This window comes from Roseibium sp. AWQ4_254, assembly GCF_056161025.1.
This window is the reverse complement of record NZ_JBSWYH010000001.1, coordinates 55,904-78,603: the sequence shown is the minus strand read 5'-3', so window position 1 is coordinate 78,603 and position 22,700 is coordinate 55,904. Positions and strand designations below refer to the sequence as shown.

17 protein-coding genes are annotated in these 22,700 nt (G+C 61.1%); all 17 read right to left on the bottom strand.

Annotated features, from left to right (window positions below; all coding sequences use genetic code 11):
• Nucleotides 1-137: 137 nt before the first annotated feature.
• The 17 genes from ftsZ to ACXAIC_RS00255 all read right to left on the bottom strand — a co-directional run bounded on the left by ftsZ (nucleotide 138) and on the right by ACXAIC_RS00255 (nucleotide 22,633).
• On the bottom strand, nucleotides 138-1,928 hold the full coding sequence (gene ftsZ / locus ACXAIC_RS00335; protein WP_475172997.1) for a cell division protein FtsZ: 1,791 nt from the start codon (nucleotides 1,926-1,928) through the stop codon (nucleotides 138-140).
• 113 nt (nucleotides 1,929-2,041) lie between these two features.
• Nucleotides 2,042-3,364, bottom strand: a complete 1,323-nt coding sequence (ftsA, locus tag ACXAIC_RS00330; RefSeq protein WP_475172355.1) for a cell division protein FtsA — start codon at nucleotides 3,362-3,364, stop codon at nucleotides 2,042-2,044.
• A complete protein-coding gene (locus ACXAIC_RS00325) occupies nucleotides 3,361-4,275 on the bottom strand; it encodes a cell division protein FtsQ/DivIB (protein WP_475172352.1) in 915 nt (304 codons plus the stop codon). The genes ftsA and ACXAIC_RS00325 overlap by 4 nt, the downstream gene beginning before the upstream one ends.
• Nucleotides 4,263-5,189, bottom strand: a complete 927-nt coding sequence (locus ACXAIC_RS00320; RefSeq protein ID WP_475172996.1) for a D-alanine--D-alanine ligase — start codon at nucleotides 5,187-5,189, stop codon at nucleotides 4,263-4,265. The genes ACXAIC_RS00325 and ACXAIC_RS00320 overlap by 13 nt, the downstream gene beginning before the upstream one ends.
• A gap of 1 nt (nucleotide 5,190) precedes the next feature.
• Entirely contained in the window at nucleotides 5,191-6,162 is a 972-nt protein-coding gene (gene murB, locus ACXAIC_RS00315; RefSeq protein WP_475172351.1) for a UDP-N-acetylmuramate dehydrogenase, read from the bottom strand.
• A gap of 13 nt (nucleotides 6,163-6,175) precedes the next feature.
• Nucleotides 6,176-7,576, bottom strand: coding sequence for a UDP-N-acetylmuramate--L-alanine ligase (gene murC, locus ACXAIC_RS00310; RefSeq protein WP_475172350.1), 1,401 nt, complete (start codon nucleotides 7,574-7,576; stop codon nucleotides 6,176-6,178).
• On the bottom strand, nucleotides 7,573-8,709 hold the full coding sequence (gene murG, locus ACXAIC_RS00305) for an undecaprenyldiphospho-muramoylpentapeptide beta-N-acetylglucosaminyltransferase (protein WP_475172347.1): 1,137 nt from the start codon (nucleotides 8,707-8,709) through the stop codon (nucleotides 7,573-7,575). Before murG ends, murC begins: the two co-directional genes overlap by 4 nt.
• Nucleotides 8,710-8,734: 25 nt before the next feature.
• On the bottom strand, nucleotides 8,735-9,892 hold the full coding sequence (gene ftsW, locus ACXAIC_RS00300; RefSeq protein WP_475172345.1) for a putative lipid II flippase FtsW: 1,158 nt from the start codon (nucleotides 9,890-9,892) through the stop codon (nucleotides 8,735-8,737).
• On the bottom strand, nucleotides 9,893-11,281 hold the full coding sequence (gene murD, locus ACXAIC_RS00295; RefSeq protein ID WP_475172342.1) for a UDP-N-acetylmuramoyl-L-alanine--D-glutamate ligase: 1,389 nt from the start codon (nucleotides 11,279-11,281) through the stop codon (nucleotides 9,893-9,895).
• A 6-nt stretch (nucleotides 11,282-11,287) separates the two neighbouring features.
• Nucleotides 11,288-12,373: a phospho-N-acetylmuramoyl-pentapeptide-transferase gene (gene mraY / locus ACXAIC_RS00290; RefSeq protein WP_475172339.1), complete on the bottom strand. Its 1,086-nt coding sequence runs from the start codon at nucleotides 12,371-12,373 to the stop codon at nucleotides 11,288-11,290.
• 10 nt (nucleotides 12,374-12,383) lie between these two features.
• The gene (locus tag ACXAIC_RS00285) at nucleotides 12,384-13,814 is read right to left on the bottom strand and encodes a UDP-N-acetylmuramoylalanyl-D-glutamyl-2,6-diaminopimelate--D-alanyl-D-alanine ligase (RefSeq protein ID WP_475172337.1); all 1,431 of its coding nucleotides are present in this window, start codon (nucleotides 13,812-13,814) and stop codon (nucleotides 12,384-12,386) included.
• Nucleotides 13,811-15,280 (bottom strand): UDP-N-acetylmuramoyl-L-alanyl-D-glutamate--2,6-diaminopimelate ligase, encoded by a 1,470-nt coding sequence (locus tag ACXAIC_RS00280; RefSeq protein WP_475172335.1) that lies wholly within the window; start codon nucleotides 15,278-15,280, stop codon nucleotides 13,811-13,813. Before ACXAIC_RS00280 ends, ACXAIC_RS00285 begins: the two co-directional genes overlap by 4 nt.
• Nucleotides 15,281-15,393: 113 nt before the next feature.
• Nucleotides 15,394-17,115, bottom strand: a complete 1,722-nt coding sequence (locus tag ACXAIC_RS00275) for a peptidoglycan D,D-transpeptidase FtsI family protein (protein ID WP_475172333.1) — start codon at nucleotides 17,113-17,115, stop codon at nucleotides 15,394-15,396.
• Between the two features lie 10 nt (nucleotides 17,116-17,125).
• Nucleotides 17,126-17,482, bottom strand: coding sequence for a cell division protein FtsL (gene ftsL / locus ACXAIC_RS00270; RefSeq protein ID WP_475172330.1), 357 nt, complete (start codon nucleotides 17,480-17,482; stop codon nucleotides 17,126-17,128).
• A gap of 1 nt (nucleotide 17,483) precedes the next feature.
• Nucleotides 17,484-18,524, bottom strand: a complete 1,041-nt coding sequence (gene rsmH / locus ACXAIC_RS00265) for a 16S rRNA (cytosine(1402)-N(4))-methyltransferase RsmH (protein ID WP_475172328.1) — start codon at nucleotides 18,522-18,524, stop codon at nucleotides 17,484-17,486.
• A complete protein-coding gene (locus tag ACXAIC_RS00260; protein WP_475172326.1) occupies nucleotides 18,521-18,988 on the bottom strand; it encodes a division/cell wall cluster transcriptional repressor MraZ in 468 nt (155 codons plus the stop codon). The genes rsmH and ACXAIC_RS00260 overlap by 4 nt, the downstream gene beginning before the upstream one ends.
• 549 nt (nucleotides 18,989-19,537) lie before the next feature.
• The gene (locus ACXAIC_RS00255) at nucleotides 19,538-22,633 is read right to left on the bottom strand and encodes a hypothetical protein (RefSeq protein WP_475172324.1); all 3,096 of its coding nucleotides are present in this window, start codon (nucleotides 22,631-22,633) and stop codon (nucleotides 19,538-19,540) included.
• Nucleotides 22,634-22,700: the final 67 nt, after the last annotated feature.

Here is a 22,700-nt window from a genome sequence, read left to right as displayed (position 1 = left end):
AGAACGAAATAAAGCTTTATTACGGTTTGTAACGATTCACAGGATTGAAAAGAAACAAAGTTTTCTTCCGCTAGCGTTAACAGCCCGGAGCGGTCGCTCCGGGCTGCCACGATCAGGGAAGCAGATCGCGGAACGAATCAGTTGGCCTGCCGGCGCAGGAACGCCGGGATCTCCAACTGTTCGTCATCTGACGCACTGACCGGCTTGGGCGCGGCACGGCCAGTTTCGTCAAGCTGTCCCGCAGCCCCGAAGTTCGAGGCCCGGGCCTGCGGAGCACGCGGCTGCGCCGGAGCGGGCTGAAGCTGCGGTGCCTTGCGGGCAACGGGTGCTTCTGCGGCCAGCTCTTCTTCGTCTTCCCGGCGGCCAAGGCCACTGGCCAGACGCCGGAGCAGGCCCATCGGGCGGCGGTCATCGTCTTCGCCATATTCCTCCAGCCCAGCCGGAGCCGCAGCAGCCGGTGCCTGAGCCGGCTCAGCGGCCTGAGTCGCATTGGCCAGGGGCTGAGCCGGCTCGGCAGGCGCCTGCTGGGCCATGATTTCACGCTGCGCAATCGGCGGGAAATCCTCAACCCGTGGCATGCGCGGCGCCGGGCTGTGCTCTTCGGCAACTGGCGGAATATAGGGCTGGCTGACCGGTGTCTCATCGACGACAGCCGCCGGTGTTTCATCTTCCAGATCCATCATCATCGGGGTCTTTTCCGCCAGCGGACGGCTGACAGGCTGGACCCGTTTGATTTCCACATCCGGATCGCTGGCCACGGCGACCGGAGCCGGCTCGGGAATCGCAAGTTCCTTTTCCAGGCTGGCAACAGCCTGGGCCGCAGCAGCTGCTGCGCCTGCGCGCTCAGCAGCCACGGCTGGTTTTGCAGAAGCGATCTCCTGGCTGCGGATTGCAGCTGGAGCAGCGGCCTGTTTCACGGCCTGGCCAGCTGATGCTGGAAACGGAGCAGCCTCAAGGCCCTCCTCCCTGTCAATGCCCGTGGCCACAACAGATACGCGGATGATGCCGTCAAGGGTTTCATCGAAGGTCGCGCCCAGGATGATGTTGGCATCGGAATCCACTTCTTCCCGGATTCGTGTGGCGGCTTCGTCCACTTCGAACAGGGTCAGGTCGTTGCCGCCCGTGATCGAGATCAGAAGACCCTTGGCGCCCTTCATGGACGATTCGTCCAGAAGCGGGTTGGCAATGGCCGCTTCGGCCGCCTGCTGGGCGCGTTTTTCGCCGCTGGCCTCGCCGGTGCCCATCATGGCCTTGCCCATGCCCCGCATCACGGAGCGCACATCGGCAAAATCCAGGTTGATAAGACCTTCCTTGACCATCAGGTCGGTGATGCAAGCAACACCAGAGTAAAGCACCTGATCGGCCATCGCGAACGCGTCGGCAAAGGTGGTCTGCGCATTGGCAATCCGGAACAGGTTCTGGTTCGGAATGACAATCAAAGTGTCCACACTGCGCTGCAGCTCTTCAATGCCGCTGTCGGCAATGCGCATGCGCCGCGCACCTTCGAACTGGAACGGCTTGGTGACCACACCTACGGTCAAAATGCCCTGTTCGCGCGCTGCGCGGGCAATGACCGGAGCTGCGCCGGTGCCGGTGCCCCCACCCATGCCGGCGGTGATGAACACCATGTGCGATCCGGACAGGTGATCGTTGATTTCGTCAATCACTTCCTCCGCCGCTGCCGATCCGACTTCCGGCTGTGAGCCGGCGCCGAGACCTTCCGTCACCGCAACGCCCATCTGGACGAGCCGGTCGGAATGGTTCATGGCAAGGGCCTGGGCATCCGTGTTTGCGACAACGAAGTCGCAGCCCTGGAGGCCGGCAGTGATCATGTTGTTGACGGCGTTTCCGCCCGCGCCGCCGACGCCGAAAACCGTAATCCTCGGCTTCAGCTCCTGAATGTCGGGCATCTTAAGGTTAATGGTCATAGTATCCTCGCGACCCAATGGATCCCCCGCTGCGGGAGACCCGTCTTCTTCCCTAACTTCCGCTGCCATGCCGGGCAGCTCCAATTCCTGGCTTTCGTCTTCTTGGCTCATCGTCAGAAGCTTTCCCTGATCCACTGGCCCATGCGGGCCAGGTAACCAGATTGTCCGCCCCACCCAGACCGACGGTTCTTGTGTTCGAACTGTTCGATCTGCGCGACCTGCGGATAAATCAAGAGGCCAACCGCGGCGGCAAATGCCGGACCTTTGGCAGCCTCGGGAAGACCGGCGACGCCCAGGGGCCGGCCAAGACGGACGTTGCGTCCCAAAATGTGGCGCGCAACCTCTCCAAGACCCGTGAGCTGACTGGCGCCCCCAGTCAGAACAATCTGCTTGCCCACCCGGCCGGCAAAGCCGGAGGCGGTCAAACGGTCCCTCACGAGTTCAAGGATTTCTTCCACGCGCGGGCGGATGACCCGGGTCAGCGCCGAGCGCGGGATCTGGTTCGGCAATTCGCTGTCGCTTTCCAGCGGCGGCACCGTGAGCAGGTCACGGTCGTCCGAGCTGGAGGCCAGCGGAGAGCCAAAAAGGGTTTTCAGGCGCTCTGCATCCTGCAGGCGCGTGGCAAAAGCACGGGCAATGTCCGTGGTAACATGGTTGCCGCCAACGGCAATTGCATCCAGATGCACCATATGGCCATCGACAAAGACGGACAGGGTCGTGGTGCCGCCGCCCATATCGATACAGGCAACCCCAAGCTCCGCTTCATCATCCACAATGGTCGACAGGCCACTTGCAAAGGGCGTTGCCACCATGGTTTCCACATGCAGATGGCCCCGGTTGATGCACAGCTCCAGATTGCGCACCGGCGGAATTTCCGCCGTGACAACCTGCATGTCCACCCCGAGCTTGTGACCCATCATGCCGCGCGGATCGCGGATGCCCCGGCTGCCGTCCAGGGAATAGGAAATTGGCAGGGCGTGGGTGACCGCCCGCCCGTCTGTGACCGAGTGACTGGACCCGGCGGACAGAACCCGCTGGATATCCGCTTCGCTGACGCTTTCCCCCGCCAGCGGCACCCCTGCGCTGTAGATCTCGCTCTGCAGACGGCCGCAGCTGATATTCGCGATCAGGGATTCCACCGTCACACCGGCCATGCGCTCTGCGCTGTCCACGGCCAGCCGGATCGCCTGTTCGGCCGCATCCATATCTACAACGACACCCGACTTGATGCCGCGCGAACGCTGGTAGCCATACCCGAGCACTTCCACCTTGTGGGAGCGGCTGGACAGAAGCGAGCGCTCCTCCTGGGGCACCAGCTTTGCAATCAGGCAGCACACCTTGGTGGAGCCCACATCCAGAACGGACATGATGACCGCGCGTCGGCTGGGCAGCGGGCGCATTTTCGGCAGGTAGAGATGTTTGTCGGAGCGGCTCATGTGTCCTGCTCCTTCTTGCCCGACCGGTTCCGGCCACCGGTCATGACCTTGCGCCGCTCGGCGGCTTCATCCGACAGGCGTACGGTCACGCGATCGGCAAGGCGCATGTCGATAGCCACAATATCCCGCGACAGCAGCCCGCTGTCCTCGTCCATCTTCACAAGATCGGCCAGCGCCGCTTCGACATTCTTTTCCGGCAGGCGGATTGAAATTCCGTTTTCCAACTGAAGATCCCAACGGCGGCCGCTGATCAGGAAAGCCGCCCGCACACGCGGCCGCAGTTCCGGTACAGTCTCAAGAGCCGTGTTGATTTCACCGGCCCGGCGCTGTGCACCGTGATTGACGACCAAAAGAAGATTTGCATATCGGCCGTCGACATCGTCGGTAATGACGTCCCCGGCCTTGTTAATAATTGAAACGAGGTCTCCGCGCTGCCACAGCGCATAAGGAACTTTCTCTTCGATCTTGATTTGCAGCGTGCTCGGATACAGCTTCATGACCGAAGCATTCTTGACCCAGGCCATGTGGTTCAACCGTTCACGAGCCGCATCCGCATCAAACAGGGCAAGCGAGCTGCCATCATGAATCTCAAGTGCTTCAAGCACCTGAAACTCGTTGATTTCCCGCTGGCCCGACAATTTCACCGCTTCGATGCCGAACCCGGCCGCCGACAGCAATTCGTCGGACACGATGCGGCCATTGCCGCTTATGACTATTGCGTAACCAATTGTTAAGGTTAAGAACCCGAGAGCTGCTGCAGACCCGGTCCAGCGCGGCAGATCCGCAAGACGGCCCGCCGCCCGCCAGACCGGCTGGCGGTGCAAACGCGAAACGCCGCGCCCGCGCGGAGCCAGCTCGGCTTCCAGCGGGGATAACGCTTCCCTATTCCGTTTGCGACCTAGCGACAGCAACTCGCTTCCTCAACCATCCAACCGACCAGATCCTTGAAACTCATCCCCTGATGCGCCGCCATTTCCGGCACAAGTGAGGTTGGCGTCATGCCTGGCTGTGTGTTCACTTCAAGACAAATCAGGTCTCCGGACCCGTCTTCGCACTCGTCAAAGCGGAAATCGGCACGGGATACACCACGGCATCCCAAGGCCTGATGCGCCTTAACCGCTAGTGTCTCTACTTTTTGGTAAACAATCGGTGAAATTTTTGCAGGAAGAACGTGTTTTGAACCGCCTTCTACATATTTTGCATCGTAATCGTAGAAGCCATGCCCTTGCGGAATGATATCAATGACCCCGAGGGCCTTGTCTTCCATCACCGCACAGGTCAATTCCCGGCCGGAAATGAACTTCTCACACATGAGAATATCAGGAAACTGCCAGTCGTCCCGGCCCAGCTCCTGGGGTGGAAACTCTTGATCTTCCTTGACAATCAGCACTCCGAAGCTCGAACCTTCATTAATTGGCTTGAGCACATAGGGGGGCTTCATCGGATGAACGCGGCCGATCTCCCGGCGGTCCACAACAATATGTTCGGTCACCGGAATTCCAGCCGCTGCCAGAACCGCCTTGGCCTTCACCTTGTTCATGGCAAGGGCCGATGCCATCACTCCGGAATGGGTATAGGGGATATTAAGAAACTCTAAAATTCCCTGAATGCAGCCATCTTCCCCGAACGGGCCGTGAAGGGCATTGAAGGCCACATCCGGCTTCAGATCCGCCAGCACCGCCGAAACATTCCGGTCCACATCCACCCGGGTGACCTTGTAACCGGCCTCCTCCAGCGCGTCGGCGCAATCCTTGCCGCTGGACAGGCTCACCGGACGCTCGTTGACCCAGCCGCCCATCAGAACGGCAACGTGTTTTTGTCCCATCTTATGCAACCTCCCCTGCTTGCCCCAAAAACGGCTCGACCGCTCCTTCAGGGCCAAATGCGCCGAGGCGCTTGATTTCCCACTCCAGGCGGATGCCGCTGTGCTGGAGAACCCGCGCCCGCACCGTCTCGCCCAGAAGCTCCAGGTCGTGACCGGTGGCCGTGCCCGTGTTGATCATGAAATTGCAGTGCATCTCCGACATTTGCGCGCCGCCGATGGTCAAACCCCGGCAGCCAGCGGCATCAACCTCTTTCCAGGCGGACGTGCCCGGCGGGTTCTTGAATGTCGAGCCTCCGGTCTTTTCCCGGATCGGCTGCGCCCTTTCCCGGTGCGCGACCACATCGGCCATCTCCTGCCGGATCGCGGCCTCGTCCGCTCCTGGTCCCTCAAATACGGCAGACGTGAAAATGAGATCACGGGCGGCCGTTGACCGGCGGTAGGCATAGCCCATCTGCCCGTTGCTCAGCACATGCCGGTTGCCCGCCCGGTCAAGGGCGGTCAGCTCCACCATGCGCTCACAGGTTTCCGTGCCATGAGCGCCCGCATTCATGCGCAAGGCACCGCCAAGGCCGCCCGGAATTCCGGTGTAAAAGGCAAATCCGCCAAGTCCAGCCCGCGCGGCCGCTTCCGCCAGTTTCTTGTCGGGCACCGCCGCCCCCGCGCGCAGGCGGTTGTTGCCGAGCTCTTCAATTCCGCCAAAGCCCCGGGCGCTCAGCCGGATGACAACCCCTTCAAGACCGCCATCGCGGATCAGAAGATTGGACCCGAGTCCCACCGGCAGCACCGGCACCTCCGGCGGCAGTTTCGTCAAGAACACGGCCAGATCGTCTTCATCTGCGGGCTGAAACATCAGCTGCGCCGGACCGCCGGTGCGGAACCAGGTCACGGCGGACAGCGGCTGGCCGGCGGTCAAACGCCCGCGCACTCCAGCTGCGAGATCCGGATAGCGTTCAAGAAGATCGGGAAAAGCCATCGACACCCGCCCCTTACAACGCTTCAAGCTGCTTGGGCAGGGCATAGGCCCATTGGGTAATGTTGCCGGCCCCCAAGCAGATCACGAAATCCCCCGGTTCGGCAAGCTCCTTGATCAGCGCTGGCAATTCGTCCGGACTGTCGATGGACTGGACCTGCCGGTGCCCTCTGGTTTTCAATCCCGATACCAGATCCTTGTGGGAGGCGCCCTCCAGGGGCTGCTCTCCGGCCGCATAAACCGGCGCGATGATCACCGTGTCCGCATCGTTGAAGCAGTTGGAAAAATCGTCGAACAGGCTGTGCAGGCGCGAATATCTGTGCGGCTGCATGACCGCGATCACCTTGCCCCCGGTCGATTCTCGGGCCGCATGCAGCACGGCCTTGATTTCCACCGGGTGGTGTCCGTAATCGTCGAAGATCTCAACACCGTTGACCGTGCCCGTATGGGTGAAGCGCCGCTTGACACCGCCAAAACCGGAAATGCCTTTTTTGAGATTGTCCGCACCGACCCCAAGCTGGGAGGCAACGGCAATCGCCGCAGTGGCGTTGGAAACATTGTGCAGACCAGGCATGGGCAGAACCAGGTCCTTCAACTCCGCCACCTGACCGGTGCGCCGGTCGCGGATGGTCACAGAAAAGGTGGATTTCCCGCCATCCATCGTCACATCCGTAAAGCGCACATCCGCCTGCGGGTTGGTGCCATAGGTGACCACCCGCCGGTCTTCAATGGTGCCGATCATGGTCTGAACCTCGGGATGGTCCAGGCACATGACGGCAAAGCCGTAGAAGGGAACGTTTTCGACAAATTGCCGGAAGGCTGCTTTCACGCCGTCAAAGTCGCCATAGTGATCAAGATGTTCCGGATCGATATTGGTGACGATGGCGATATCGGCGGGCAGCTTGACGAAGGTACCGTCGCTTTCATCGGCCTCCACCACCATCCAGTCACCTTCGCCCATACGGGCATTGGTGCCATAGGCATTGATGATGCCGCCATTGATCACCGTCGGGTCCAGGCTGCCCGCATCGAGCAGCGCCGCCACCATCGACGTGGTGGTCGTCTTGCCATGGGTGCCGCCAACGGCAATGGCCTGTTTGAACCGCATCAACTCGGCCAGCATTTCCGCCCTGCGTACCACCGGGATCAGCTTTTCGCGCGCGGCCACCAGCTCCGGATTGTCTTTTTTGATCGCGGACGAGACCACCAGCACTTCCGCCTCGCCCAGATTGTCCGGGGAATGTCCGACGGCCACTGGAATGCCATGGTCCCGCAGACGCTGCACATTGGCATTCTCGGCCATGTCCGAGCCCTGGACCTGATAGCCGAGGGTCTTGAGCACTTCGGCAATACCGCTCATGCCAATGCCACCAATACCGACAAAATGAACCGGTCCGATATCCTGCGGCATCTTCATGGCCGTGCTCCTTCCTGCAAGGCGTCTTTTGGGGCTGCGCCTTTGTGTGTTGCAATTGTCTCCACGAGGTCCGCAAGCCGCTTGACCGCGTCGGGTTTAGCGGCGCTCTGCGCACTTTGCGCCGCGCGCGCCAGATCCCCCGGCGCCTGCATGAGCCGGGCAAGCTCGTCGCTAAGCCGCTCCGGCGTCAGCTCCGCTTGGCGGATAGGCCAGGCGCCGCCAGCAGTCTCCAGAACCCGGGCATTGGCCGCCTGGTCCTGATCCAGGGCGCCGGGCAAGGGCACCAGAATGGCCGGACGGCCCAGCACGCTGAGTTCGCTGACCGAAGAGGCGCCCGAGCGGCAGATCACCAGATGCGCGTGGGCGATGCGCTGGGGCATGTCCTGAAAGAACGATGCACATTCGGCCGACAGGCCCAGCCCGTCATAGACCTTCTGAACCCGCTCCATGTCTTCTGCCCGGCACTGCTGTACGATGTGCAGGCGGCTGCGCAAAGGTTCGGGAAGCCGTTCTACGGCCAGCGGCAGCACATCGGAAAAGAACCGGGCCCCCTGGGAGCCCCCAAAGACCAGAAGATGAAACGGGCCTTCCTGAACAGGCGGCGTGTAGGCAATTTCAGCGGCCTGAAGAACCGCATCGCGCACCGGATTGCCCGTCTCCACCAGTTTGGCGGCAAGCTCTTTGGGCAGACCGTCCAATGGAACGCTTGTGGCCATGGCGGTCACGCCCTTGGCCAGCAGCTTATTGGCCCGGCCCATCACCCCGTTTGCTTCATGCAAAATGGACGGCGTTCCGGTCAGGCGCGCAGCAAACATGGGGGGAAAGGTCGGATAACCGCCAAATCCTGCAACCACATCCGGCTTCAGCGCCATGATCACCGCGCGGGCCTGCCAGGTGCCGCGCAACAGGCTGAAGGCGGTTTTGGCCAGGGCCAGCGGCGAGCGCCCGCGCAAGGTGGCAGAGGTGATGATATGGACCTTGCGGGCCGGAAACGCGGTCCCGTATTTGTCGGCCCGTTCATCTGTTGCCAGCTCAACGGTCCAGCCGCGACGGCCGAGCTCACTTGCCAGCGCCTGTGCGGGGAACAAATGGCCGCCTGTACCGCCGGCCGTCAGCAAAACTGTTTTGCGCATATTTCTCGAGCAACGCTCTTTGGGACTACATCAAAGTCGACGGGGACAGGCGGCTTACGGTCACGGCCTCTCCGCGCGAGGGCTGTGGCCGCCTGCGGGTGAGTGCCAGAATGGCCCCGGCCGTCATGGCGGACGACAACAACGAGGACCCGCCATAGGAAATAAAGGGCAAGGTCATGCCCTTGGAGGGCATCAGGTGAAGATTGACAGCAAGGTTGATCGTGGCCTGAAGACCGAACAGAACCACAAGACCGGCGGTGGCCAGACGGCTGAAAGCATCCTGATTGCGGCTGGCATGGTTCAGCCCGCGCAAGACCACAAAGGCAAAAACCGACACCAGCAGCAGACAGACAATCACGCCGAACTCTTCGCCCACCACGGCAAAGATGAAGTCTGTATGGCTGTCCGGCAGGATGCGTTTGACCGTGCCCTCCCCCGGCCCACGGCCGAACCAGCCACCGGCGAGGAACGAATCCATCGCCGTATCCACCTGGAACGTATCCCCCGAACTCGGGTCCAGAAACCGGTCCACACGATTGGTCACATGCGGCAGGAAGGCATAGGCTGCAAAGAGGCCGACAACCCCGATCAGACCAAGCGCCATGATGATCAGCCAGGAAATGCCATTGAGGAAAAACAACCCGGCCCAGACCAGACCGAGCAGCATGGTCTGGCCGAAATCCGGCTGCGCGATCAGGAGCGCCGCACAGACTGCGAACAGCACAAAGGCAAACAGCACCCCGGGAACCTCCCTGCGCCGTCCGCTTTCCGACAGAAGAAACGCAATCAGCACCACAAAAGCCGGTTTCAGGAACTCGGAGGGCTGCAAGGAAAATCCGGCAATATAGATCCAGCGACGGGCGCCTTTGGCTTCAAACCCCATGAAGAGGGTCGCGATCATCAGCACAAGCGAAATCGTGAACAGGATCAGAGCCGCGCGCCGCACCATGCGCGGCGGCATCAAGGACGCCGACAGCATGATGATCACCGCCGGGATCAGAAACAGGGCCTGACGCTTGACGAAGAAGAACGTGTCAACCCCGATCCGCTCGGCAACGGGAGGGCTGGCGGCAAAGGACAGCACCACACCGCCGACCATCAGCAGGCCAAAGGCGGCAAGGAGATAGTGATCCACGGTCCAGAGCCATTCGGCAAACCGGCTGCGATCGGCACGCGAAACCATTTAGGCGACCTCCTGGGCAGACAAGGCACGCACCGCATCTACAAAAGCAGCACCCCGTAGTTCGAAATTGGGATATTGATCAAAACTTGCACAGGCCGGGGACAGCAGAATGGCTATCTCGTCCGCTCCATCCTCGGCCGCTTCCGCCGCCGCATCGGCGACAGCCTGCGACAGGGTTCCGCTGATCTTGAAAGGCACCCGGCCCTCAAGAGTTTTGGCAAACTCTTCAGCCGCCTCGCCGATCAGCAGCGCTTTGGCGATCTTCGGAAAATACTCGTCAAGCGAGGCAATGCCCCCTGCCTTGGCCCGGCCGCCCGCAATCCAATAGATCCGGTCGAAACTGGACAGAGCCCGTGCGGCTGCATCCGCATTGGTTGCCTTGGAATCGTTGATGAACAGCACCCGGCCCTTGCGCGCAACAACTTCCATGCGGTGATGGAGCCCCGGAAAGGAGGTCATCGCCGCAGCAATCTTGTCTACGGGCAGATCCAGCCCCCGCAGCGCGGCGAAGGCCGCAGCAGCATTCTGGCCATTGTGATCGCCCCGCAGGCTGTCCACGCCGCCGAGGCACGCGACCTCTTGCTGGCTGCCGTCATGGGCTTCGATCAGATGTCCATGACGGGCATAGAAGCCGCTGGTCAGCTCCTTTTCCCCGGCAATCCGCAAGACCGGCTTGTGGGCCAGTTCCAGCCGGTCCGCAATCACGGAGGAGAGCCGGTCATCCACCCCGACAACCGCGATACGGGCACCGGCGACCAGCCGCTCCTTTATGGCCGCATAGTTTTCCATGCTGCCGTGGCGGTCCAGGTGATCGGCGGAGAGGTTCATGTGGATCCCCACCGTGGGATCCAGCGTCGGCGCCAGATCAATCTGGTAGGACGAGCACTCGATCACATAGTGGCGGCCCGGCTTCGGCCGGTTCAGCGCCAAAACCGGCGTGCCGATATTACCGCCCATCTGGACATCAAGGCCAAGTGCGCCGAGCAGATGGGCAATCAGCGCCGTGGTGGTCGATTTGCCATTTGTACCGGTGATCGCAATGAACGGCCCCTCCGGACAGAGCTTGCGCCGCTCCCGGCAGAACAGCTCCACATCGCCAATGATCCCGACCCCTGCGTCGCGCGCCAGATCGACCGACCAATGCGGCACGGGATGGGTCAGCGGAACACCGGGCGCCAGAACCAGGGCGGCCACCTTGCTCCAGTCAAGGCTACGCAGATCCGCCGTGGCCAGCCCGTCTGCAGCGGCCTGCTGGACCCGCGCTTCGCTATCGTCGGCGCACACCACATCGGCCCCGCCGCTTTTCAGCGCCTGAGCCGTCGCCAGTCCGGATCCGCCCAGCCCGAACAGGGCGACTTTCTGACCTTCAAATGTGGTGACTGGGATCATCCGGGCTTACCTCAGCTTCAACGTGGCAAGCCCGACCAGGGCGAGAACGACGGCAATGATCCAGAAGCGGATCACCACCTGACTTTCGGTCCAGCCCATGATCTCGAAGTGATGGTGGATCGGCGCCATGCGGAACACACGCTTGCCGGTCAGCTTGTAGGAGATGACCTGCACGATGACCGACACCGCTTCCAGAACAAACAGGCCCCCAATGATGGCCAGAACGATCTCGTGTTTGGTGGCCACGGCAATCGCCCCGATCATGCCGCCAAGGGCCAGAGATCCGGTGTCACCCATGAAAATCGCCGCAGGCGGGGCATTGAACCACAAGAACCCGAGACCGGCGCCAATCACCGCCCCGCACAAAACCGCCAGTTCGCCGGTGCCTGCCACATGGTGGATCTGAAGATAGCTGGCAAACACCGCATTGCCGGACAGATAGGCGATCAGCCCGAAAGAGGCGCAGGCGATCATCACTGGCACGATGGCCAGACCGTCTAGGCCATCGGTCAGGTTGACCGCATTGCCCGCCCCGACCATGACGAAGGCTGCAAAGGGAATGAAGATCAGGCCGAGATTGAGTGTGAACTCTTTCAAGAACGGAAAGGTGATTGCTTCGGCATGTTCGGACGTATCCAGCATCGTGACCGCAAAGGCGGCGGCGGCGGCAATCAGAAATTCCAGACCCAGCCGCGCCTTGCCACCAAAGCCTTTGGCAGAAGATTTCGACACTTTCAGATAGTCATCGTAAAAACCGATGCTGCCAAAGCCGAGGGTCACCCCGATCACCACCCAGACATAGGGATTGGACAGGTCCGACCACAGCAGCGCAGCCACAAGCGTGCCGGACAGGATCATCAGCCCACCCATGGTGGGCGTGCCTTTCTTGGTCAGAAGATGGCTCTCCGGCCCGTCGGCGCGGATCGGCTGGCCATGGCCCTGGCGGATCCGCAAGCTGGAAATGATCTTCGGACCGAAGAGGAACACAAAAAACAGCGCAGTCATGATGGCGCCACCCGTGCGGAACGTGATGTAGCGAAACACGTTCAACGCGGAAATCTGGTCAGCAAACTGCCCCAAAAAATAAAACATCAGCTATCCCTTATGCCTCTGCCAATTCATCAGCAGGCGGGTATTCCTTTTTCAACGCGTCGACAAGAGGGCCCATGCGAGTCCCCAGAGATCCCTTGATCATAACGACATCCCCGGGCCGCACGTCCTTCAAAATCGCGTCTTCCAGATCTTTTGCCTCTTCGCCATAATGGGCACGCAGTTCACGGGGCAGAGCCTTCCAAAGCCCGTGCATATGCGGCCCTGCGCAATAAACAGCCTCCACCTTGGCCTCAAGGACCGGCTCTAGAAGCGCTTCATGCAACTGATCCGCCTCGGCACCCAGCTCCCGCATATCGCCAAGAATGGCAACCCGGCGCCCGGGGGCGGCCACCGGCACGTCTCCCAGCACTTTCAAGGCTGCGCGCATGGAGGCCGGATTGGCATTGTAGCTCTCGTCAATCAGGTTCAGCACGCCGCCGGACAGGGACAGGCGGGAGACTTCCCCCCGCCCTTGCGGCGCGCGCATACCGTCCAGAGCGAGCCCGGCCTTGGCCAGATCGGCGCCAACAACCTTCACTGCCGTCAGAACCGCGAGGCTGTTCTTGACATGATGTGTGCCGGCCGCCCCGATCTCGTAGGTGATTTCCGTGCCCAGAATGGACGCTTCAACGCTGGAGCCGCCCGCAAAGCCTGCCACTTTCTCAACGTGACTGTCGGCCGTCCTGTTTTCTCCGAAGGTGTGGACTGCCGGAACCCCTGCCGTCGCGCTCAAGAAGCGCAGCAGGTCATATTGGCGGTTGTCCCGGTTCAGGATCGCGGTCCCGCCCGGTTCCAGCCCGTCGAAAATCTCTGCTTTCGCCTGGGCGATCTTTTCAACTGAGTCGAAAAACTCCAGATGAACCGGCTGCACGGTGGTGATGATGGCCACATGCGGGCGCACCATTTTCACCAGCGGCGTGATTTCGCCCGCATGGTTCATGCCGATCTCAAAAACACCAAATTCCGTGTCCGCCGGCATCCGGGCCAGGGTGAGCGGCACGCCCCAGTGATTGTTGAACGAGGCAACGGAGGCATGAACCTTGCCGGAAGGCTCCAGCGTGAGCCGCAAGGCCTCCTTGGTGCCGGTCTTGCCGACAGACCCCGTGACCGCAATGATCTTTGCGCCCGTGCGCGCCCGGGCAGCAACGCCAAGCCTGCGCATGGCCTCAAGCGGGTCGGGGACGACCACATAGCGCCCGTCTTCGGCAAGATCCGGCAGGCGCTCTTCAGCTACAAGCGCAAAAGACGCGCCCGCCTCCAAAGCAGCGGCGACATAGTCGTGCCCGTCGAGACGGTCTCCCTTGATGGCTATGAACGCGTCGCCCGGTTCGAGCGAGCGGCTGTCGATCGAAATGCCTGTGATCTCCGCGCGGGCGTCCCCCCTCACGCTGCCCCCAACAGCATCTACAAAGGCGTCCAATGTCCAGAGAGGGTCGCTCATAGGTCTCCTTGAAGGTTTATGGCGCGGTCAACTGCGTCATGATCTGAAAACGGAATCACTGTTTCGCCAACAATCTGGCCGGTTTCGTGGCCTTTTCCGGCAACACACAGAATATCGCCCGCAGTCAGGCGCCGCACTCCTTCGGCAATCGCCTCGAACCGGTCGCCGATTTCAAGCGCCCCCGGCGCCCCTGCCATGACCGCCTGGCGGATCAGAGCCGGCTCTTCGGAGCGCGGATTGTCATCGGTCACAATCACCAGATCTGCATGGCGGGCCGCAGCTTCGCCCATCAGCTTCCGCTTGCCCGGATCCCGGTCCCCTCCAGCCCCAACAACCACCGACAGGGCCCCTTCGGCAAAGGGCTTCAGAGCCGCAAGCGCATTGTCCAGCGCATCCGGCTTGTGGGCATAGTCGATGAACACCAGACCGCCTTGCGCGGTCTTTCCGGCCAGTTCCAACCGACCGGGAGCCCCTTTCAGGTTTTCCAGCGCCCGAAGCACCAGCCCCATATCCGTGCCCGCGGCAATTGCAAGCCCTGCGGCAATCAGCGCGTTAGCCACCTGAAACCGGCCGATCAGCGGCAGCGTGATCTTATATTCCCCACGCGCGGTCTGGAGCGTCAGTTCCTGGCCGTCTCCATTCGGACGCAGGCCGGTGAGCTTGAGATCAGCGCCTGTTTCGCCCACGGTGAAGACCGGAAGGCCCCGTTCAGCCGCCACGGCCAGAACCCGGTCCGCGTATTTTTCCCCCCGGTCGACGACAACCGTGCCGCCATCGGGCAGAAGGTCCCTAAACAGGCGCAGTTTGGCCTGAAGGTAGTCCTCGATGGTCGGGTGATAGTCCATATGGTCACGGCCGAGATTGGTAAAGGCCGCCGCCGTCAGGCGCACGCCATCGAGGCGGTATTGGTCCAAACCATGGGAAGAGGCTTCCAGAGCCGCGTGATTGACGCCCTCCGCCTCCAGCGCCGCCAGGTCCTTGTGCAGTGCAACCGGATCAGGCGTCGTGAGACCACCATAGCTGGACCCGTCGGGCCGGATGGTTCCAAGGGTTCCAAGACTGGCAGCCGGATGACCAGCCGCCTGAAAGATCTGACGGGCAAAGTGGGCAACGGAAGTCTTTCCCGCCGTGCCGGTGACCGCGACAATGACGTCCGGCTGAGCACCATAGAAGCGGGCCGCCATTTTCGCAAACACCAGCCGGGGCTCGGGAACCGCAAGAACTGCAACAGTGTCTGGAACAGACGCCCGCACGGCATCAGCAGAGTCGTGAGCGCATAAGACCGCAACCGCTCCGGCGGTCACCGCGCTGGCGGCGAAGCGCGTTCCGTCTGTCTTTGCACCCTTGAAGGCTGCAAACAGGAACCCGGGCGCCACCTGGCGGCTGTCCGCCGTAAGCCCCGTGACTTTCAGGCCAGTTGCCACCTCCGGCAGGCCCAGACCAACGGTCAGTACATCAAGATCCATAACACCTGATCAATCGGTTTGTGCGTCGTCACCCTGAAAGCCCTGATCCCGTTTCCGGCTGCGACCCCGCGAGGTCAAAGCTTCCCTACCCTTTTAGCTCCCCATTCTTCTCCTTAATAGGAAATCTCGATCGGTTCATCCCCCTGGCCGAAACGCGGCATCACACCAAGCATCGGCGCGGCCCTGCGAATGATCGCCCCGGTGGTCGGTGCGGTGTTCCAGCCGGCGGCCGTTCCGCTGCGCTCATTCTCGCGTTTCGGCTCATCCAGAACCACCAGAACCACATATTGCGGATCATCCATCGGGAACGCGGACAGGAACGAGTTGCGGCGCTTGTTCTTCACATAGCGGCCGTTTTCGATTTTTTCCGCCGTTCCGGTCTTGCCGCCAACCGTGTAGCCCGGCACATCCGCCCGGCTGCCGGAGCCACCGGAGCCCGGAATGACATTGAGACGGAACAGGTAGCGCATCATACGGCTGACTTCGGGCGAAACGACCTGGGTTGCCATCTTATTTGCCTGCTCCTTGCTGCGCGGCAGGAAGGTAGGTGTCAGCAGCTTGCCGCCATTGACCAGGGCAGCTGCGGCAACCGCCGTCTGCATGGGGGTGACCGAAATGCCGTGACCGAAGGAGATCGTCATGGCCGCCAGTTCGTTCCATTTGGGCGGCAGAAGCGGCGCGGCATTTTCCGGCAGTTCCGTTTTCAGCCGTTTGGTCAAGTGCAGCCGTGTGAGAAATTCCTTCTGATGGTCGATCCCGGTCGCCAGCATCATCTTGGCGGTGCCGATATTGGACGAATAGATGAAGATTTCCGGGACGGACAGGATGCGGTTCTTGCCGTGATAATCGGAAATCTTGCGGCCACCGGCCCGGATCGGCCGGGTGGCGTCAAAACTGTCATTGATGGACACGGAGCCGGAATCGAGCGCCATGGCGGTGGTAAAGGTCTTGAACACCGACCCCATCTCGAAGACACCACCGGTCGCCCGGTTCAAACGGTCCTTTTCCAGCGCCTGGGACCGGTCATTCGGGTCATAATCCGGCAGAGATGACATGGCGACAACTTCGCCGGTCTTGGCATTGAGCACGATCCCGACGGCCGCAATGGCCTTGTAGCGCTCCATCGCCTTGACGAGCTCATCGCGCACCACATGCTGCACCCTGAGGTCAACCGCAAGGCGCACCGGCTCCATGGACCGGTCGGAAGCAAATCCCAGGGACTGGAGATCCCCCAGCCATTCATTGTCGATATATTTCTCGATCCCTGCGAGGCCCTGATTGTCCACATTCACGGAACCGACAATGTGGGCCGCCGTCGGGCCACCCGGGTAAAAGCGCTGGTTTTCAGACAGAAAGCCGATGCCCGGCAAGCCGAGATTGTGGATTTCATCTGCCTTTTGCGGGGTCAGCTCCCGTTTCAGCCAGACAAATCCCGCACCGCTTTCCAGACGGCGCCGCACCAGCTTTTCATCCAACTCCGGCAGGATCCGGGTCAGCCCCTCAACCGCCTCGTCCACGTCCAGAATGCGGCGCGGCTCGGCATAGAGGGATGCTGTCTTGATATCCGTCGCCAGGATCTCGCCATTGCGGTCGATCAGATCCGGCCGCGAGGCCGACACGGAATCCTGCGCCGATCTCCAGGCATGTGACGGCGCCTGCTCCATCTCCGCCAGCATGACCAGCCGGCCTCCAATGGCCGCATAAACACAGGCAAAGGCCAGCATGGCCACATAGACGCGCGAGCGCACAGCGCTGGAAGACACGGCCCCGCGCACAGATCTTGGATGGCGCTGGCGGACCTGAAGGAAACTTGTCTGTTCGCTTACGATTGTCATGCCGCCCGCCTCACCGGATTGCCGCCGACGAGCCGGCATAGCCACCCATCTGGTTGGAGCCGCCGATGGGTTCGAGCATTACCGGGCGGGCCGGTAGATCTTCCGGACTCACAATCTGCTTCACATCAAGCGTTTCCAGCTGGAGATAGTCATTGTAGCGCTCCACCAGGTTTTGCAGCCGGTCGGGCTTGTTCAAAAGGCTCCATTCGGCCTTGAGATGCCGGATCGCATTGCGCTCTTCCTCGATCTGCCTGTGCAGATCGGCGACTTTCTCGGCCGATTTGGTGGCAGCCAGCTTCATGTCATAGACCGTTGCAGCGCCGACCACGACCGCCAGAATGAACAGGATGTTGAGCGTTCGAACCATTTCAGCCCCCTAATCCATGAAAGGCGGCCAGACGAGGCACGCCCGCCGCATGGATATCCAGATCACGTAGCGGCGCCTGCGTGCGCTTGCCTGCGCGCAACTTTGCGGAGCGGGCGCGCGGATTGGCACCGGTTTCCTCAAGGGCCGCCTCTACGGCCTTGCGCGTCAGTGCTTCGAACGTCGCTGTCGGAACATCTTCTTCCGGCATATGGCGGGAGCCGCCGCCCCGGGTCCGGGTGCGGTCCTGGAAGAACCGCTTCACAATCCGGTCTTCCAGGGAATGGAACGACACCAGCACAAGGCGGCCGCCCGGCCGCAAGATGCGCTCAGCTGCTCCAAGCGCTGCCGCTGCCTGATGCAGCTCGCCGTTCACATAGATCCGCAGCGCCTGAAACGTGCGGGTTGCTGGATGGATCTGCGCTTTCTTGGGCGAACGGCCAAGCACCTTCTCGATCAGGGAGGCCAGTTCCAGCGTGCCAGTGAACAGTTTTTCCTTACGGGCCGCATCAATGGCATGAGCAACGGAGGTTGCCCGCTTTTCCTCGCCCAGAAGACCAATGATACGGATCAGGTCGCGGACGGGCATTTGATTGACAACATCAGCCGCCGACGGCCCAGCCTGCTCCATACGCATATCAAGCGGCCCGTCCCGCAGGAACGAAAAGCCCCGCCCGGCCTCATCAAGCTGCATGGATGAGACACCCAGATCGAGAACCACACCGTCCACGGCGTCAAACCCGGCAGTGCGGGCATGCTGCTCAAGATCCGCAAACCGGCCGGGTACAAGCGTCAACCGGCCCCCACTTTCATCCACCAAGGCCTGCCCTGCGGAAACTGCATCCGGATCCCTGTCAATCCCGACAACCTGCGCGCCCCGCTCCAGAAACGCCCTGGAATAGCCGCCAGCTCCGAAGGTGCCATCAACTATCACTTCCCCCGGCTTCGGATCGAGCCACTGCAGAACCTCACGCAGGAGAACCGGAACATGGCGCCCGGGTCCGCCAGCGGCGGGATCAACATCCCTGTCGCCAAGCGCCATCATACCGGCTCTCCCTGTGAAGGTGCGGGGACCTGCCCCGACAGCATCGCGAGCGCGCGCCTTTGGGCCTCTGCGCGGTACTCGCGGAACTTCTGCGGCTCCCAGATCTGAAACTTGTAATTCATACCAACAAACGTGAGCTGATCGGTAATGCCTGTGTGCTCGCGGATCATGTCGGAAATGGTCATGCGCCCATCCCCGTCGATCTTCGGATTTTCACTCGCCCCAAACAACGCCACAGCCAGCGCATCATGATCCGGCGAGAGCTTTGAGAACGCTTCGGAGCGCTTGTTGATTTCAGCCAGCAGCTCATTCCCACCCGCATCGACGGCCTCGCAATGGGCAGATGTGATGCAATAAAGACCTTCAAAACCATCTCTCGCCAATACCGCGCGGAAGGGCGCCGGGATCGACACGCGACCCTTGGCGTCCAGCCGGTTGGTAAAATGAGAAACAAAGCCGGCCATCTATCCCCTCAGGCAGTCACCGCCCGCCGAAACCCCGAAAAACCCTTTGAGAAGAGATGGCCGCATCGAACCAGGGACATGCATTTTGCAAAAACCGGCTGAACTTGACACTGCCGATCAGATGTCCTGGCCCCGATGGAAATGGGCCCAAACTCCCCTTTCTGGGTAATTATGGGATACCATGGGATAATATGGGCGGTCAATGGAAAGTCCGGGTTTCCGGCCTGATTTGATCGCGCACGACCCCGTCGGACAACTCTAACCGAAACATGCTTAATGAAGCCTTGACACGATTGTAGAATCGGATTCGCAGGATTACGGAGGTTTCAAGATGGGTCAGACGCCCACCCGGCAATTTTTGCCTATTCCATCAGAGAAATGAATGAGTTGTGGAGAACTGAAACCGTCACTGACAGGTGTAGCGCGCCCAAAGGGCGTCAACTGAAAATGAGCTGACGGACAATTGCTCAAATTTAAGACCATTGAAAAAATAGTCAGGGTAAAACCGGCCGGAGGAGGGTTAGAAGGGCCGGTTTCACTGCTTCAAATTCAGGTCAGAACATCGGAATTTCCAAGAGCTTCGAGCTGCTCGGCAACCCCTCCAACTTCCGTAACGACAGGATTCCATTTCGCAGCGGTCAGATTGGCCAACGACAGATCTTCCGCCTGCAGCCCCTCAAACACATACCTGTGCCCGCCATTGTTCGCGACCGTCACCTCCAGGTTCGATCCAACTTCCCGGATCTTCACATCAGACGCCGACAGGCCACGAAAATGGATCACATCCTCTTGCGGATTGAACGCCTTGACGGCGAATTGGCGGCCCCAGTCCCAAGTGACCAGAACCGTATCGCCCCCCTCCCCAAGCACAATCTCCCCACCGTCCGCAGGAGATACAGAAGGTATGTCCGGCTGGTCAGGATCTTCCAGCGTTTCCGGTTGGTCCGGCACCGCTCCAACCCCGTCGCGCACCTGACCTCCGTCCGTCGTCTCGCCTGCAGGCGCTTGCGGGGTCAGAAGCTCCGCGCGCGACACAAGCGCGACATCATTCTGATCAAAGCCGAATGGCGCCTCCAGATTGTCCTCCATCACCTGATCATGGTGAAACTCGACATTGCCGGGAATGAGATCCGCCTTTGAGACCCCTGAAAAGACAAAGCTCTGGCCACTTGGCAGCGAGCTGATCACCATGCCCTCGGGCGTGTCTTCCACGCTAAGCCGTTCCCGGGTGCCGAAATAGAGAAAACTGATTTTCTGAACCGCCGGATCAAAGCCGTCGATCACCTGCGAAACACCATACTCATGCGAGCGCAGATAGACCGTATCCGCCGCCCGGGGGCCGATACCGGCCTCCCAGGAGAGGATGCCACCAAGATCCTGGCGCAGATGCTCATTGCCGACCACACCGAAATTCCAAATCGACAAGTCGGACAATTGGACACCCTGCAGGATCTGCATATCCGGCCCCCAGGGGTTGTCAATCACCGGCTCCCCATCCGGCGTCATGGTCAGGATCAGACCGTGGACCGAGGCATTGCCGAAGTCGATTTCATCGGCCCGAGGATTGAAGCCGATGATATCATCCGCTCCGAAATCTGCGGCCCATTTAACCCCGCCCTTGTCGCTCGCCCCCACAGGCACCGGCGGATTGGATCCGTCCGAGTCGTATGTAACGTCAAAGCCTCCGGCTGCTGGCGTTTCCAGCGATTGCCCCAGCAAGGTTGCCACCGCGTTCAGGGCGGATTGCTCGGAGGCCATGAAATTGTTCATTGTCAGATCAGACGCCTCAACGCCGGCCAGCACCGTTTCGCGGGCTATCCCCCCGGCCGGTGTCAGCAGTCGAATTGTCAAACCGGACGGATCGCCCTCAAGCGTTTCTGCAGCCGAGGCAAATTCCAGCCGCTCGGCAATCACACCGGCCTCCAGGTGGATCATGTCCGCCATCGGATCAAAATCCGTCACCACCCGTGATGGGCTGTCCGGGGTGATCATGATCATCTGCGATCCGGCTGGCATACCGGGATCGTCCGGCCCTTCCGGAGCAGGCGGACCTTCAGGATCCGCCGGCCCCGGCCCGCCCCCGTCCAGATTGACCCCGGCCAGATTGACCCCGGCCAGAAGCTGCCGCCCGGCCGCCTCATTCATAATGGTGAAAGTCGCCGGGGACAGATCCTTCAAGGAAAGACCTTTCAGTGTCAGCGTCTGGTTGTTGGCCGCCATTGTAAAGACGATATTGCCATTGTGTTCCGCCACATTGATGGCATCCGGTCCAAACCAGTCGACAAAGATCGTGTCCGTTTGCGGATCAAACCCGGACACCGTCCGGTTCTCCCCCCACGCCCAGGTGATGACAACCGACGCGGTCGCCGCCGTGATCCCGGCCGTGCCCGTCCACACAGTTTCTCCCGAAAGGCCAGGATCGGCAGGTGGCGCCGATGTGCCGGGAGTGTCGGGCCCGTCCGGTTCCTTGGGCGCATCCGGAGTCTGCGGGTTTTCCGGCTCGTCAGGTGTCTGGGGCGCGCCGCTGCCCGGCCCGACCAGAGCGAGAACTTCCTCAGCCGCTGTGGCGTCCAAAATGGTGAAATTATCCGCACTCAAGTCTGCCAGCCGGACACCGGCAAGCGTGACCGTCTGAACGTTGGAGGGAACCGTGAATACAACCCCATCCAGGGTCTCGCTCACCTCAAGATCGGACGCACCGATCCAGTCAATGAAGATCGTGCCCGTTGCCGGATTGAACCCTTTGACGCTTTCCTGTGCGCCCCAGGCCCAGGTAAGCACGACATCCGCATCGGCCGCCGTGACGCCTGCCCCTCCAAACCCCGCGCCGCTTTCCGCGACCGGATCTCCGCCAGCACCGCCGCCTGTCTCGCTGCCTGTATCGCCATTGGGTCCGCCATCACCAAGGCTCTCTCCCGGGGTGCCGAGCCCCTCGTCCCCGGTCTGCCGGTCCTCATAATAGGCGATCATGTCCGGGACAGATGGTGCCTCATAGCCACCGAACTGATCAATATATTGCAGAATCGAGGTGCCGTATTCATCTTCGCTGACCGAGCCGGAGAGCAGCAAGGTGGCCGTACCCCAGGCGCCCCGCAAATGCGCGGCTGCCAGAATTCCGGTCAGCGTTAGCTCCACACTGACAGTCTCGCCATCTTGAACATAACTGGCCGTCTGGCCGATGAAGGCGTCCAGAGACGTGCCTCCTGCGGCAAGCTGACGTTCCAAAATCTGAAGGTTGTAGCCAAAGGCCTCCCGGATCGCGACGTCTTGCGCCACGCCCGTCATGAAGTGCTCCAGAGACGTGACCCCGTTCTTTCCGGTCCAGGTGCCATCCCAGGTGTTGGTGGCCGCACCGCTGCCGTAAAAGACATCGTCATCATAGTAGCCGAGATCGATCAGCAGGGCTTCGCCGAACTGAAAGCCCACAAAGCCGAGCGAGTTCATGGAACGGTAGGCCATCACCTTCCATTCGGCATCGCTCAACTGCGCCCAGCTGGAATAGTCCGGATAGTGGCTGCCAACCGGCCCGCCAGCCCATTGGTCAAGCTGCCAGTCCTGGACCACACCCGCGTCATACCGCGCCCTGTCCCAACCGGATTCGAAGGCCAATAGGGCTTCCAGAAAGTCGTCGAAGGTCCCGCTCATGTTCGGTCATGCCTTTTTTCTTGTCGTGAGAAAAGGGTGGAAGCGAACAAGGCCCGAAACATGGACG

What these genes read in the sequence shown, in the direction of transcription:
- mraY (WP_475172339.1), bottom strand. Translation starts at nt 12,373, where the DNA reads ATGTTTTATTTTTTGGGGCAGTTTGCTGACCAGATTTCCGCGTTGAAC.
- ACXAIC_RS00285 (WP_475172337.1), bottom strand. Translation starts at nt 13,814, where the DNA reads ATGAGCGACCCTCTCTGGACATTGGACGCCTTTGTAGATGCTGTTGGG.
- murG (WP_475172347.1), bottom strand. Translation starts at nt 8,709, where the DNA reads ATGCGCAAAACAGTTTTGCTGACGGCCGGCGGTACAGGCGGCCATTTG.
- ACXAIC_RS00255 (WP_475172324.1), bottom strand. Translation starts at nt 22,633, where the DNA reads ATGAGCGGGACCTTCGACGACTTTCTGGAAGCCCTATTGGCCTTCGAA.
- ftsL (WP_475172330.1), bottom strand. Translation starts at nt 17,482, where the DNA reads ATGGTTCGAACGCTCAACATCCTGTTCATTCTGGCGGTCGTGGTCGGC.
- ACXAIC_RS00280 (WP_475172335.1), bottom strand. Translation starts at nt 15,280, where the DNA reads ATGGATCTTGATGTACTGACCGTTGGTCTGGGCCTGCCGGAGGTGGCA.
- ACXAIC_RS00320 (WP_475172996.1), bottom strand. Translation starts at nt 5,189, where the DNA reads ATGGGACAAAAACACGTTGCCGTTCTGATGGGCGGCTGGGTCAACGAG.
- ACXAIC_RS00275 (WP_475172333.1), bottom strand. Translation starts at nt 17,115, where the DNA reads ATGACAATCGTAAGCGAACAGACAAGTTTCCTTCAGGTCCGCCAGCGC.
- murD (WP_475172342.1), bottom strand. Translation starts at nt 11,281, where the DNA reads ATGATCCCAGTCACCACATTTGAAGGTCAGAAAGTCGCCCTGTTCGGG.
- murC (WP_475172350.1), bottom strand. Translation starts at nt 7,576, where the DNA reads ATGAAGATGCCGCAGGATATCGGACCGGTTCATTTTGTCGGTATTGGT.
- ftsZ (WP_475172997.1), bottom strand. Translation starts at nt 1,928, where the DNA reads ATGACCATTAACCTTAAGATGCCCGACATTCAGGAGCTGAAGCCGAGG.
- murB (WP_475172351.1), bottom strand. Translation starts at nt 6,162, where the DNA reads ATGGCTTTTCCCGATCTTCTTGAACGCTATCCGGATCTCGCAGCTGGA.
- ACXAIC_RS00260 (WP_475172326.1), bottom strand. Translation starts at nt 18,988, where the DNA reads ATGGCCGGCTTTGTTTCTCATTTTACCAACCGGCTGGACGCCAAGGGT.
- rsmH (WP_475172328.1), bottom strand. Translation starts at nt 18,524, where the DNA reads ATGATGGCGCTTGGCGACAGGGATGTTGATCCCGCCGCTGGCGGACCC.
- ftsW (WP_475172345.1), bottom strand. Translation starts at nt 9,892, where the DNA reads ATGGTTTCGCGTGCCGATCGCAGCCGGTTTGCCGAATGGCTCTGGACC.
- ftsA (WP_475172355.1), bottom strand. Translation starts at nt 3,364, where the DNA reads ATGAGCCGCTCCGACAAACATCTCTACCTGCCGAAAATGCGCCCGCTG.